Source organism: Bradyrhizobium sp. S3.2.6 (assembly GCF_040546885.1).
Lineage (GTDB): Bacteria > Pseudomonadota > Alphaproteobacteria > Rhizobiales > Xanthobacteraceae > Bradyrhizobium > Bradyrhizobium cytisi.
The window spans coordinates 168,718-180,496 of record NZ_JBEPOS010000005.1 but is presented as its reverse complement, the minus strand read 5'-3'; the positions used below and the strand labels follow the sequence as shown (position 1 = coordinate 180,496).

The following is an 11,779-nucleotide window of genomic DNA, read 5'->3' as shown; positions in this document are numbered from 1 at the left end:
GCGTAAAGCCGCCCTTGCAAAGCAGGGCGGCGTCAAACTCGTGTGAGACCGTGGTCTTGCGGGGCGCGTGCGCGAGGCGAGCGCGAAGGCGATCAGCCCGCCCGGATCAGCCCGCCCGGATCAGCCCTGGCGAGCCTTGAAGCGGCGCTGCACCTTGTTGATCACATAGACCCGGCCCTTGCGGCGGACCAGGCGGTTGGCGCGATGGCGACCGCGCAGCGACTTCAACGAGTTACGGACCTTCATGGCAGAATCCTGAACGTTCGAAAGGCCGTGTTCGGCACTACCGTTTCGGCACGCGCGAATGTGGCAAAATGAGATCTTTCCCGCTGGCGGACTGACCGCCCGGGACGGGGCGGTTCTTAAGGCATGGCGGGAGGTGATGTCAATGTTAACTGCCCGGTTCCGAACCGGCAAATTCGTGAAAACAACCCCATGCACAGTAGAAACGGCCGGATCGGCCCGATTCTGACCGCGCCGATCCGCCCAAGGTTCGCTTGCCAAGTTCGTTATATCATATAATCAATTTGGCAACCCGTCGGGAGGACCCCCATGCCGAAGCTGAAGCTGCCGAACATTGACGATGTCGTCGCCATCGACATCCACACCCATGCCGAGGAGCCCTGCGGCTGCCATCCCGACGACGGCTACGACGATTTCCAGGCGCAGATGGCCGACTACTTCAAGTCGCCGAACAAGCATCCGCCGACCGTGCCGGAGACCGCGGCCTATTACCGCTCCAAGAACATCGCCGCGGTGATCTTCCCGGTCGATGCCGAGCGCGAGACCGGCTTCCGCCGCTACAACAATTACGAGATGATCGAGGCCGCCTCCGACCATCTCGACGTCCTCATCCCCTTCGTCTCGATCGACCCGCACAAGGGCAAGCTCGGTGCCCGCGAGGCGCGCAAGCTGATCGAGGAATACGGCGTGCGCGGCTTCAAATTCCACCCGACCATGCAGGGCTTCTACGCCAACGACCGCATGGCCTACCCGCTCTACGACGAGATCAACAATGGCGGCGCGATCGCGCTGTTTCATACCGGCCAGACCGGCGTCGGCTCGGGCATGCCGGGCGGCATGGGCATGCGGCTGAAATATTCCAACCCGATGTACATGGACGACGTCGCGGCCGACTTCCCCGACCTCAAGATCATCCTCGCCCACCCCTCCTTCCCCTGGCAGGAGGAGGCGCTGTCGGTCGCGACCCACAAGCCGAACGTCTACATCGACCTCTCCGGCTGGTCGCCGAAATATTTCCCGCCGATCCTGGTGCGCTATATCAACTCGATCCTGCAGGACAAGATGCTGTTCGGCTCGGACTGGCCGGTGATCACGCCGGACCGCTGGCTGTCGGACTTTGCCAAGATCGACATCCGCGACGAGATCCGCCCGAAGGTGTTGAAGGCCAACGCGCGCAAGCTGTTGGGAATTTAGCCGCGTATTCATCGCCACAGCGCATCGAGGGCTTCGAGCGCTATCGAAGCCCTCACGCTCAAGACTTGTGCCAGGCCTCCTAACGGCTGGTGTGATCCGCCCCACCCACCTCCTTGGTGAAGGCGAGCAGGAGCGTGCTGAGCCGAACCGGTTGCTCCTGTTGGATCCAGTGACCGGCGCCGTCGATCAGCTCGATGTCACGCATCCTCGTCGCCGCCTTCGTCCTCATGAGATCGATCGCGCCCGGCGCCGCATAGGTGCCCCAATCGCTTTTCCCGCCGATGAAGAGCGACGGGACGTCGATCGTCTTGCCCGAAAACAGGCGCAACTCAGCGTTCAGGTCGGGGTCGGAAAAGACGCGATAAGCCTGCAGGGCGCCTTGAAACCCGGTGCGGCCATACTCCTCCGTGTACACGGCAAGCTCCGGCTCGGTGAGCCATTTGCTGGCCAAAACCTCGGCGGCGGAAGGCTGGAATGGAGCGACGGTCTGCGACATCGTCTTGCCGAGATCCATGACGTAGTAGGTGGGCATTTGTGCCAGCTCTGTGGCGGTCGGCGCCTTCAACGGATGCGGCTTATTTCCCGGCCAGTCAGCGCTCTTGGCGTAGAAAAATGCACGAAGAAACGCGTGTAAGCCTTGAGGCGGGTGCCACAGATCATCGTTCGCCTCCCGCGTGCTCAGATATTGCTGATAATGCTTTCGCGGCGGATCGAGCGCCGCCAGCGCGGCCGCCAACTTTTGATTTCCAGTGTTCGGTTGAGCCGACGATGCCTCGCTTTCCGCAATATTGAACGGAAACGCCGGCGGACCGGGGAACGGTGCGCTCATCAGCACCACCGAGGGAAAGACGTCGGGTCGGGCCAACGCACAATAGGCCGCCACGGGTGAGCCGAAGTCGTGCCCGACGAGCATTGCCGTGTTTCGATACCCCAACGCCGAAACCAATCCGAGGGCGTCACGCGTCATATTCAACAAGCTGAAAGGCTCTAGCGGGGCGTCATAGCCGTTCACCCAACCGGTGGTGCGACCAAAACCCCGCTGGTCGGGCGCCACGACATGGTACCCGGCGTCAGCTAGAATTGGGATCAGGTGTCGCCAGCCGTAAGCCAAATCCGGAAAGCCGTGCAGAAGCAGCGCGAGCGGCCGGCCGGAGCTTTCGTAACCGGCTTCGAGAATATGGACATCGAGGCCGTTGACCCCATGGATCATGCGCGAGCGCACCCCCTTGGGAAGCGTTCCCCCGCCGTATGATGATGTGGTCAAATCACTTCCTCCAATAGGGTTTGCGCGGGCCGGGCAAAGCGAAGCCGCAATCAGGCTGGCCGCGCCCATCGCTAAGACGGCTCGTCGGGACACTGATGGCTTGAAACTACATGGACGACTCATCAGCCGGGCTCTTTCTATGGTGATCGCCATAGTATGGCGATCACCATAGTCGCGTCAAGCGGATCGTGTTAGGTTCACGGCATGCCACGTAAGACTGATGCCCGCGCTCGCGCGATTGCCACGGCCGAACGCCTGTTTCGCATCCAGGGCTACACTGCGACTGGATTGACCCAGATCATTGAAGAAAGCGGCGCGCCCAAAGGATCGTTCTACTTCCACTTTCCACGCGGCAAGGCACAGCTCGCAGAGGAGGCCATCGATCATTACGTTGCGACTAGAATTGCGGTATTGCGGACTATCTCGGCGAATACGACGGGAGATGCTCTGAATTTCGTTCGCCAGATTTTCGGTACATTCGCGGCCGAAATGGTCGCCTCTGATTTCCAGTATGGATGTCTGATGCAAAATCTGGCGAATGAGCTGCCCGCGCTCGACGCTGAGCTGACCAAACGGGTAGCGCGCGGATTTGCCGATTCAACCGAGATTGTTGCGGAGCATTTCAGGGGGTGCGGTTTCGCTCCCGCGCGCGCATCCTCTACCGCAGCCGCATTGGTAGCCGCCGTCGAAGGCGCGCGAACGATCGCCCGCCTGGAGCGCACGCCGGCTGTATTCAAGGCGCTGGCGGATGTCAGCGTCCAGAGGTGGGCCGCCCCCGAGGGGTGATCCGGGTTCAATGTTCTCGCCCCGGGCGCATGGATCGCCATCCGGACGCCTTGTATAGTCCTTGCGCCCCTACGACCCCGGAGGACCGGTCAATTGCCCCTCAAAGCCGTCGTCTTCGATGCCTACGGGACGCTCTACGACATCCAGTCGGTCGCGGAGATCACCGAGGATGCGTTTCCGGGCTATGGCGAGATCATCACGCAGGTCTGGCGGATCAAGCAGCTCGAATATACCTGGTTGCGCTCGCTGATGCGGCGCTACCAGGATTTTTCTGCCGTCACGCGCGACTCGCTGGCCTATACGCTGCGCGTGCTCGGGCTTACCTACGAGCGCGAGGCCTTCGAGCGCGTCATCGAGAAATATCTGCATCTCGATCTCTATCCGGATGCGACCGCAGCGCTTACCGCGCTGAAACCGCGAAAGCTTGCGATCCTGTCCAACGGCAGCCCGGACATGCTGACTACGCTGGTGCGCAACTCCGGCCTCGACCGCCTGCTCGACGCCACCATCAGCGTGGACGCGAACAAGATCTTCAAGCCGAGCCCGCAGGCCTATGAGCTGATCGGCGAGGTGCTCGGCACCAAACCAGACGAGGTGCTGTTCGTCTCCTCCAATCCCTGGGACGTGGCCGGCGCGAAAGCGTTCGGGCTCAACGTTGCCTGGATCGAACGGGTGACGCCGGAGGCCATGGCGTTGGCTTGCGTCGAGAACGAACTCGTGGCACCGCTGACGCTATTCAAGGCGATCCGCACCCAGATGGACGAGCTCGGCTTTGCGCCGGATCATCGCGTCCGCTCGCTCTCGGAGCTGGCAAGAATCGCCTGAATCAAGCATCGCCTGAGTATCGCCGCCCCCCGTAAGTCCTCGATGAGCTGACTGGAATGAGCCTGGAATCCGTTCGCGCCTTCTTCGCCGAGAAAGCCCCCGACATCACCGTGATGGAATCCCCGATCAGCTCGGCGACCGTGACGCTGGCTGCCGAAGCCTATGGCGTCGAACCCGCTATGATCGCCAAGACGCTGTCCTTGCGCGTCGGCGAGCGCGTGATCCTGATCGTCGCCGCCGGCACCTCGCGGATGGACAACAAGAAGGTCAAGGCAGCGTTCGGCGGCAAGCCGAAGATGCTCGGGCTGGAAGAGGTCGCCGAGATCACCGGCCACGAGGTCGGCGGCGTCTGCCCGTTCGGGCTGAAGTCGCCACTGCCGGTCTATTGCGACGTCTCGCTGAAAGCGTTCGACGTGGTGGTGCCGGCCGCAGGCTCGACCCACAGCGCCGTGCGCATCACGCCGGAGCGGATGGCCGAGCTGACCGCGGCCGAATGGATCGATGTCTGCGAGGTCAGGCCATAAAGCGGCGACAGCCTGTACTGATGCCTGATGCATTTGCCGGTCAGGGAGGCTAATGTCTGGACCATGCCCGATGACAAGGTGAAACGACGACTGACCACCGTGCTGTGCGCCGATGTGCACGGCTATTCTCGCCTTATGGAAGCAGACGAGGCGGGAACGCTGGAAACGCTCCGCCGCTACCGCACGGCCATTGCGGGATTGGTGGAGCGTCATGACGGCCGCATCGTGAATACGTGGGGCGATGCTGTCATCGCCGAGTTCGCCAGCGTCGTCGAGGCCGTGCAATGCGCGGTCGAGATTCAGCAGGAAATTTCCAATCAGGATTCGGACCTACCTCACGCGCACCCGATGCGGTTTCGCATCGGCGTCAATCTCGGCGATGTGATGGTGGATGGTTCCGATCTTTATGGAGACGGGGTCAATATCGCGGCGCGCCTGCAAGAACTTGCCGAACCCGGCGGCATCGTGATCTCCAGCTCCGCCTACGATCAGGTGCACAACAAATTATCTGTTGGCTTCGACTGCCTCGGCCAGCGTCCCATGAAAAACATTGCTCCCATGACCAGCTATCGTGTGACCATGAGCGGCCAAACCGCTCAGCCGCGGAGCTTTCCGCCTGGCGAACACCTGACGTCTCAGGGCGCTGTTGCGGGTTCGGAAACTGACGCCGCACGCCGCGACAGATCCGAGCCATCCACGTGGATGCGCTTCGTTTCAGATGGGCTGGCGAAGCTGCCCCGCCCGGTCGCAGTGGCCCTCACGGTGTCGGCCTTCCTGATCCTGATCAATGTTTTCACTGGGATGCACAGGATCTGGTTCCATTGGCCAGTTGCAGCGATACTCTTCGGCGTCCTCATGCGGACAGCGCTCGGGCGTCGACCTGAGTCGGACAGCAAGAGGAACCGCTGAATGAGGCGGCATGACCGCGTCTTCACGCCTGCCGCTGCGCATCTTTCCGGATCATGTTCTCAGAAGCGCTGATCGTCGCCATCGTCATAGGGCCGCGGCTGCGCCTGCGGAGGTGGCGTCGGCGCGTTGTTGTAGCGCGGCTGCGGAACAGCCCGGCCGCGCGGAACCGGCTGCTGTGGTGGCATCTGGTTGTTGGACTGGAACACCGCGCGACAGCCGCTGGAGAGTTGCGGCGTGTTCTGCCGCAGGCAGGCGGTGATGCGGCTCACATCCGGGATCTGATCGCTGCACAGGCGCCAGACATCCGGCGTGCAGGCCATCTGCTGCTCCATGGTGCCGCGATACTCCTCGGCGGACGCGGCGCTTTGCGCGACGATGCCGCTGATCGCAAGCGCCGCACCCAGCGCAATTCGCTCTGTTCGCATGGTCCCAATCCTTCTCGAATCCCTCGATTTGTCCTGAATCAATGAGACGCGGTCAGGTTCTGGCCCAACAAAAAAATGTGAAAATTCGGGTAGGAACCTACTCGACCCTGCCGATCTTCCTGACCGCCGCGATCAGCCGCGCACTGTCGGTCGCCACGAAATCGGAGAACGCTGGCGCATCCTGATAGGCGACCAGACTGCCCGAAGCATCGAAGGTCTTGAGCACGTCAGGGCTCGTCATCACCTGCGCCATCGCCTCGCGCAAGCGGCTTGCGATCGGCGCGGGAAGAGCGCTCTGCGCAAACAGCCCGGCCCAGATGTACATCTCGACATCCTTGTAGCCGAGCTCCTGGAAGGTCGGCACGTCGGGAAAGCTCGCAACACGCTGCGCGCCGCAATTGCCGAGCACGCGCAGCTTGCCGTCGTCGACCTGCGGCTTCAGCGTGCCCGGTGCTGCTGCGATCGCCTGCACGGTGCCGCTGAGCAGCGCGGTCAATGCCGGCCCCGCGCCGCGAAACGGCACGTGCAGCAGCTTGATATTGGCGCTGTTGGCGAACATCTCCATTGCCACATGCAGCGTGCCGTAAGGTCCGGATGAACCATAGGTGATCTGGCCCGGGCGCTTCTTCGCGTCCTCGACGAATTCCTGCGCCGTCTTCCATGGCGCCGAAGTCGGCACCGCAAGCAGCGTGGGATCGGCCAGCACGCGCGCGATCGGCATGAATTGCGCCACTTCATACGCGACCGGACGATCGAACAGCCGGTCGGCCTCGGGCAGCACCGCGAGCGAGGACAATGTCATCAGCAGCGTGTAACCGTCGGGCTCGGCGCGCGCGGCTGCAGCGTTGCCGACCGATCCGCCGGCGCCGCCGGCGCGGTTGTCGACGATAACGGACTTGCCGAGGATCCGCTCCAGCGCCTGCGCGACGGGACGTGCCGCAAGATCGGCCTGGCCGCCGGCCGGGAACGGCACGATCATGGTGATGTTGCGGGCGGGGTAGCTTTGCGCGAAGGCCTGTTCTGGCAACGCGCCCCGCAACAACGGCAATGCGGCAACGGCGCGCAAGACGTCGCGTCGATCCATGGCAGCCCCCTCCTCTTATTTTCTTGTTTCGCTCCCAGCCTAGCGCGGCGATCGGCAAGAACAAGCTGTTTACGAAGCGTTATCCATGTTCGCCCCGCTCCGGAACGCATCGCGGCACCCTCCGTTGCCTTCAGAAGGTCTTGCCAGGGAGAGTGCCATGGGAAAATTCGCGACCATCGACGTGGCGCTGGACGAGATGCTGGTGAACCTCGCAGCGATCGTCCTGCGGCTTTCAAAGCCCGAAGTGACGCGAACGCCGGAAGCGCGGCGTGCCCTGGCGCAATCGGTGCATCAATACGCAGTGTGCGCCGCACGTTCGACCGACCCGCGTGTTCACGACTTGAAGTCGCAGCTCGAGCAGACCGTAAAGCCGAGCTTGCGCATTGTCGCAATCGACGGCGTGAAGGTGTCGTAGTCAGAGGTGGTGCGCACGCTTCGCTTTGCCCACCCTACGATAGCTTGCTGAGACGATAGACGAGCGAGATCTCGTAGGGTGGGCAAAGGCGCGCGCTTGCGCGCCGTGCCCACCATCACTCGCCGAAGTGCCCAGAAATATCCCGCATATCCCCTCCCCAATCCGCGGCAAGGATGCCCTGCTCCACATAACGATGGAAGCTGCTGAAAGACCAATCGCGCGCCTGGGTGACGAGGCCGTGCTTCACAGGATTAAAATGGATGTAATCAACGTGTCGCTCTAGATCCGCATCGTCACGAATTGCGTGCTCCCAATAGCGACGCTGCCAAATGCCTTTCTCGCGCTTGAGCAGCTTGCTTGCTGATCGCTCTTGCGGTTCTAAGCCTCGCGAAAAGCCGCCTTTGATCAGATTCCAACGTGACGAAAAATCGACGTCGTGGTCCGGAAGGGACCAAACGGCATGGAGATGCTCGGGCAGGATACAAATAGCGACTGTCTCGAACGGGCGGCGCTGCTGGACGGTCCGGTAAATTCGCCTGAGGCGATCAACATGATCCACGAGCAGAGTGCTTGAACGGTCGGCGAGCGCAACCGTGAAGAAGAACGTGCTGCCTTGCGCTCGGCGATATCGAGGCACTGTAACCTTCTCGTCCAAGAGTGGTGGGCACGCTTCGCTTTGCCCACCCTACGATAGCCGCTCGGAGGATAGACTAGCGAGATCTCTCCGTCATTGCGAGCGCAGCGAAGCAATCTAGAGTGCCTCAGCGGAGCGATTCTGGATTGCTTCGCTGCGCTCGCAATGACGAGCGGATGAAGCCGTGCCTATCTTGCGACGGCTACCCCGCCTTCCCACCCTTCTTCGACTGCCGCTTGCACGTGCCCGGCAGCTTCGCTGCGAGGAAATCGCCGAGCGCTTCGACGCGCGCGGGGCGCGGGCCGCCCGGTGGGGTCACGAGGTGCACGGCGCCTTCGGCCTGCTTCCAGTCCTTCAGGATCACTTCGACTTCACCGGACGAAATGGCATCGCCGACGATGAACTCTGGGAGCTCGGCGATGCCGAGGCCGGCGATCAGCGACGGCATCACGGCTTCGCCATTGTTGACGCGAAGCAGGCCGCCGGGGCGGACGCTGGCCTGCTCGCCGGCGGAATTGGTGTAGTGCCAGACGTTCGCCGTCGAGAGATAGGCGTAGCTGAAGCATTTGTGCTCGGCGAGATGCATCGGATGCGTCGGCCGGCCGTGCTTCCTAAGGTAGGACGGCGCGGCCACGGTGAAGCGCGGCATGGTGAAGAGCCGCCGCGCGATCAGTGACGAGTCCGGCAGCCGCGCGATCCGCACCGCCATGTCAAAGCCCTCGCCGATCAGGTCGATGGTCGCGTCGCTCAAATGCAGATCGACCGAGACCTCCGGATAGGTTTCGAAAAACTCCGGCAGCAGCGGCGCCACCGCCTTGATCCCGAACGTCATCGGCACCGCGAGCCGCACCAGGCCGCGCGGCGCCACCGATTGCGCCAGCGCCTCGTTCTCGGCCGCCTCGCCGTCGGCGAGCAGGCGCGTCGCGCGGTCGGCGAGCTTGTGGCCGGCATCGGTCAGCGCCAGGCGACGCGAGGTGCGGTTGAACAGGCGGGCGCCGAGCCGCTCCTCCAGGCGGGTCACGGCCTTCGACACCGTGGCCTTGGACATCGTGAGCTCGCTTGCAGCCCCCGCAAACGACCGCAATTCCACGACTTTTGCGAAAATCGCGAGCGCCTCGAAATCGGGGAGTTTTGCCATGGCAACGGTCCCAATCAGGGTATTTAGGGAAACAATGTGTTTCGACAGTTTCTATTTCTATACCACAGGCGGAGGCTTATCCAAGGGTCATCAGAAATTCAGGACTGGAGAAATCCAATGACCAAGAAGCTCTCAGGCAAGGTTGCTCTCGTCACCGGCGGTTCGCGCGGCATCGGCGCGGCCTCGGCCCGCGCTCTCGCCGATGAAGGCGCGGACGTCGCCATCAGCTACGTCGCCTCGCCCGAAAAAGCCGAAGCCGTCGTCGGCGAACTGAAGGCCCGGGGCGTCAAGGCCCGCGCCTTCAGGGCAGACCAGGCCTCCGCCAAGGACGTGACGAAGCTGGTCAACGATGTCGCCAGGGAATTCGGCCATCTCGACATTCTCGTCAACAACGCCGGTGTCGCCAATGGTGGCGCGATCGACGACGCCAACGTCGACACGGCCGCGTTGGAGCGGCAGGACCAGGTCAACGTGCATGGCGTGATTGCGGCGATCCGCGCCGCCTCGCAGTTGATGGGTGAAGGCGGCCGCATCGTCACCGTCGGCTCGATGCTCGCCGACCGTGCCTCGTTCCCCGGCCTGGCCGACTACGTCGCCACCAAGTCGGCGGTCGTTGGTTACACCAAGGGCGCGGCGCGCGACCTCGGCCCGCGCGGCATCACCGTGAATGTGGTGCAGCCCGGCTCGATCGACACCGACATGAACCCGAAGGATGGTGGCGAGTTCGCCGAGACGCAGCGCAAGCAGCATGCGCTGCAGCGCTTCGGACGGCCTGAGGAGGTTGCCGCCGGCGTGGTCTTCCTCGCAAGCCCGGAAGCCTCCTTCGTCACCGGCACCGTGCTCAACGTCGACGGGGGGGGGGGGGGGGGGGGCGGCGCCGGCCCCGCCCCCCCCCCCCCCCCCCCCCCGCCGGGCCCCCCCCCCCCCCCCCCCCCCCCCCCCCCCCTCCAATCAGGGAACCACTTCCATGATCGAACTCAGACCTTTTGCAAAACTCGGCGGCGCCGATCACGGCTGGCTCAAGGCCAAGCATCATTTCTCGTTCGCAAGCCATTATGACCCGAGCAACATGGGCCACGGCGCCTTGCGGGTGTGGAACGACGACGAGATCGCGCCGAACACCGGCTTTCCCGCCCATCCCCACGCCAACATGGAAATCATCACCTATGTGCGCGAGGGCGCGATCACCCATCAGGACAGCCTCGGCAACGAGGGCCGCACCGAAGCGGGCGACGTGCAGGTGATGAGCGCCGGCAGCGGCATCCGCCACTCCGAGTACAATCTCGAGCCGACCAAGACGCGGATCTTCCAGATCTGGATCGAGCCGACGCTGCGCGGCGGTCAGCCGACCTGGGGCTCAAAACCGTTTCCGAAGTCGGATCGCTCCGGCAAGCTCGTCACCATTGCGAGCGGCATCGAAGGCGACACCGACGCGCTGCCGATCCGCGCCGATGCGCGGGTGCTCGCCACCACGCTGAAGGCCGGCGAGAGCGCCGAGTACGAGCCGCAAAAGGCGCGGCACCTCTACCTGGTGCCTGCGGCGGGCGCGGTCGAGATCAACGGCGTGCGCGTCAACGCCCGCGACGGCGCCGCGATCCGCGACGAGGCCAGGCTGAAGATCACGGCGCTGGAAGACACCGAGCTCGTGCTCGTCGACGCCGCGTAACGCTTCCAAGCAACCCATCATCTCAATCGATCCCAACGGAGACCACCATGACCAAAGTTCTCGTCCTGTATTATTCCGCCTATGGCCACATCGAAGCGATGGCCAATGCCGTTGCCGAAGGCGCGCGCGAAGCCGGCGCCACCGTCGACATCAAGCGCGTGCCAGAACTCGTTCCGGCCGAGGTCGCAAAGGCCTCGTATTACAAGGTCGATCAGGCCGCCCCGGTCGCCAAGATCGAGGACCTCGCCAATTACGACGCGATCATCGTCGGCACCGGCACCCGCTTCGGCCGCATGGCTTCGCAGATGGCGAACTTTCTGGACCAGGCCGGTGGACTCTGGGCCAAGGGCGCGCTGCACGGCAAGGTCGGCGGCGCCTTCACCGCGAGCGCAACCCAGCATGGCGGCCAGGAGACCACGCTGTTCTCGATCATCACCAACCTGCTGCATTTCGGCATGGTCGTGGTCGGCTTGAACTATGGCTTTGCCGGCCAGATGAAGCTCGACGAGGTCACCGGTGGCGCGCCCTACGGTGCCACCACGATCACCGGCGGCGACGGCAGCCGCCAGCCCAGCGCCAATGAGCTCGCCGGCGCGCGCTATCAGGGACGCCAGATCGCAGAGACCGCCAGAAAACTGCACGGCTAAGCTGCAGCTGCACAACCAGCCGCAT

At 63.4% G+C, this 11,779-nt stretch carries 14 protein-coding genes and 1 pseudogene; 9 read left to right on the top strand and 6 right to left on the bottom strand.

Going from position 1 to position 11,779, the window contains the following annotated elements:
• Positions 1 to 120: 120 nt before the first annotated feature.
• Positions 121 to 246 (bottom strand): type B 50S ribosomal protein L36, encoded by a 126-nt coding sequence (gene ykgO, locus ABID58_RS13050; protein ID WP_006611362.1) that lies wholly within the window; start codon positions 244 to 246, stop codon positions 121 to 123.
• Between the two features lie 306 nt (positions 247 to 552).
• On the opposite strand from ykgO, the gene ABID58_RS13045 reads away from it, so the two are divergent.
• Positions 553 to 1,437, top strand: a complete 885-nt coding sequence (locus ABID58_RS13045; RefSeq protein WP_354032925.1) for an amidohydrolase family protein — start codon at positions 553 to 555, stop codon at positions 1,435 to 1,437.
• Between the two features lie 79 nt (positions 1,438 to 1,516).
• Here the strand turns inward: ABID58_RS13045 and ABID58_RS13040 are convergent, their stop codons facing one another.
• Entirely contained in the window at positions 1,517 to 2,701 is a 1,185-nt protein-coding gene (locus tag ABID58_RS13040; RefSeq protein ID WP_354032924.1) for an alpha/beta fold hydrolase, read from the bottom strand.
• A gap of 204 nt (positions 2,702 to 2,905) precedes the next feature.
• Here ABID58_RS13040 and ABID58_RS13035 point away from each other — a divergent pair, with 204 nt between their 5' ends.
• From ABID58_RS13035 to ABID58_RS13020, 4 genes are all read left to right on the top strand, one after another.
• On the top strand, positions 2,906 to 3,487 hold the full coding sequence (locus ABID58_RS13035; protein ID WP_148753262.1) for a TetR/AcrR family transcriptional regulator: 582 nt from the start codon (positions 2,906 to 2,908) through the stop codon (positions 3,485 to 3,487).
• Positions 3,488 to 3,580: 93 nt separating this feature from the next.
• Positions 3,581 to 4,312, top strand: a complete 732-nt coding sequence (locus tag ABID58_RS13030; RefSeq protein WP_354032923.1) for a haloacid dehalogenase type II — start codon at positions 3,581 to 3,583, stop codon at positions 4,310 to 4,312.
• Between the two features lie 56 nt (positions 4,313 to 4,368).
• Positions 4,369 to 4,836, top strand: coding sequence for a YbaK/EbsC family protein (locus ABID58_RS13025; protein ID WP_354032922.1), 468 nt, complete (start codon positions 4,369 to 4,371; stop codon positions 4,834 to 4,836).
• Positions 4,837 to 4,899: 63 nt separating this feature from the next.
• Positions 4,900 to 5,745 carry an adenylate/guanylate cyclase domain-containing protein gene (locus tag ABID58_RS13020; protein ID WP_354032921.1) on the top strand — a complete coding sequence of 282 codons (846 nt, stop codon included), beginning with the start codon at positions 4,900 to 4,902 and terminating at the stop codon, positions 5,743 to 5,745.
• A 59-nt stretch (positions 5,746 to 5,804) separates the two neighbouring features.
• Here the strand turns inward: ABID58_RS13020 and ABID58_RS13015 are convergent, their stop codons facing one another.
• Positions 5,805 to 6,170, bottom strand: a complete 366-nt coding sequence (locus ABID58_RS13015; protein WP_354032920.1) for a hypothetical protein — start codon at positions 6,168 to 6,170, stop codon at positions 5,805 to 5,807.
• Positions 6,171 to 6,267: 97 nt separating this feature from the next.
• Positions 6,268 to 7,254, bottom strand: a complete 987-nt coding sequence (locus ABID58_RS13010; protein ID WP_354032919.1) for a tripartite tricarboxylate transporter substrate binding protein — start codon at positions 7,252 to 7,254, stop codon at positions 6,268 to 6,270.
• A 157-nt stretch (positions 7,255 to 7,411) separates the two neighbouring features.
• Here ABID58_RS13010 and ABID58_RS13005 point away from each other — a divergent pair, with 157 nt between their 5' ends.
• The gene (locus ABID58_RS13005) at positions 7,412 to 7,669 is read left to right on the top strand and encodes a hypothetical protein (RefSeq protein ID WP_148753256.1); all 258 of its coding nucleotides are present in this window, start codon (positions 7,412 to 7,414) and stop codon (positions 7,667 to 7,669) included.
• A gap of 115 nt (positions 7,670 to 7,784) precedes the next feature.
• Here ABID58_RS13005 and ABID58_RS13000 read toward each other — a convergent pair whose 3' ends face one another.
• Both ABID58_RS13000 and ABID58_RS12995 read right to left on the bottom strand, forming a co-directional pair.
• Positions 7,785 to 8,306 (bottom strand): REP-associated tyrosine transposase, encoded by a 522-nt coding sequence (locus ABID58_RS13000; protein WP_502916407.1) that lies wholly within the window; start codon positions 8,304 to 8,306, stop codon positions 7,785 to 7,787.
• Positions 8,307 to 8,505: 199 nt separating this feature from the next.
• Positions 8,506 to 9,441: a LysR family transcriptional regulator gene (locus ABID58_RS12995; protein WP_354032917.1), complete on the bottom strand. Its 936-nt coding sequence runs from the start codon at positions 9,439 to 9,441 to the stop codon at positions 8,506 to 8,508.
• A gap of 117 nt (positions 9,442 to 9,558) precedes the next feature.
• On the opposite strand from ABID58_RS12995, the pseudogene ABID58_RS12990 reads away from it, so the two are divergent.
• The 3 genes and pseudogenes from ABID58_RS12990 to wrbA form a co-directional block, all read left to right on the top strand.
• A pseudogene (locus ABID58_RS12990) lies at positions 9,559 to 10,305 on the top strand (SDR family NAD(P)-dependent oxidoreductase); the annotation flags it as partial.
• A 103-nt stretch (positions 10,306 to 10,408) separates the two neighbouring features.
• Positions 10,409 to 11,107: a pirin family protein gene (locus ABID58_RS12985; RefSeq protein WP_354032916.1), complete on the top strand. Its 699-nt coding sequence runs from the start codon at positions 10,409 to 10,411 to the stop codon at positions 11,105 to 11,107.
• Between the two features lie 47 nt (positions 11,108 to 11,154).
• Entirely contained in the window at positions 11,155 to 11,754 is a 600-nt protein-coding gene (gene wrbA, locus ABID58_RS12980; protein WP_148753252.1) for an NAD(P)H:quinone oxidoreductase, read from the top strand.
• Positions 11,755 to 11,779: the final 25 nt, after the last annotated feature.

Coding starts and splice junctions, on each gene's coding strand:
- wrbA (WP_148753252.1), top strand. CDS start 11,155: ATGACCAAAGTTCTCGTCCTGTATTATTCCGCCTATGGCCACATCGAA.
- ABID58_RS13025 (WP_354032922.1), top strand. CDS start 4,369: ATGAGCCTGGAATCCGTTCGCGCCTTCTTCGCCGAGAAAGCCCCCGAC.
- ABID58_RS13010 (WP_354032919.1), bottom strand. CDS start 7,254: ATGGATCGACGCGACGTCTTGCGCGCCGTTGCCGCATTGCCGTTGTTG.
- ABID58_RS13035 (WP_148753262.1), top strand. CDS start 2,906: ATGCCACGTAAGACTGATGCCCGCGCTCGCGCGATTGCCACGGCCGAA.
- ABID58_RS13020 (WP_354032921.1), top strand. CDS start 4,900: ATGCCCGATGACAAGGTGAAACGACGACTGACCACCGTGCTGTGCGCC.
- ABID58_RS12985 (WP_354032916.1), top strand. CDS start 10,409: ATGATCGAACTCAGACCTTTTGCAAAACTCGGCGGCGCCGATCACGGC.
- ABID58_RS13015 (WP_354032920.1), bottom strand. CDS start 6,170: ATGCGAACAGAGCGAATTGCGCTGGGTGCGGCGCTTGCGATCAGCGGC.
- ykgO (WP_006611362.1), bottom strand. CDS start 246: ATGAAGGTCCGTAACTCGTTGAAGTCGCTGCGCGGTCGCCATCGCGCC.
- ABID58_RS12995 (WP_354032917.1), bottom strand. CDS start 9,441: ATGGCAAAACTCCCCGATTTCGAGGCGCTCGCGATTTTCGCAAAAGTC.
- ABID58_RS13045 (WP_354032925.1), top strand. CDS start 553: ATGCCGAAGCTGAAGCTGCCGAACATTGACGATGTCGTCGCCATCGAC.
- ABID58_RS13005 (WP_148753256.1), top strand. CDS start 7,412: ATGGGAAAATTCGCGACCATCGACGTGGCGCTGGACGAGATGCTGGTG.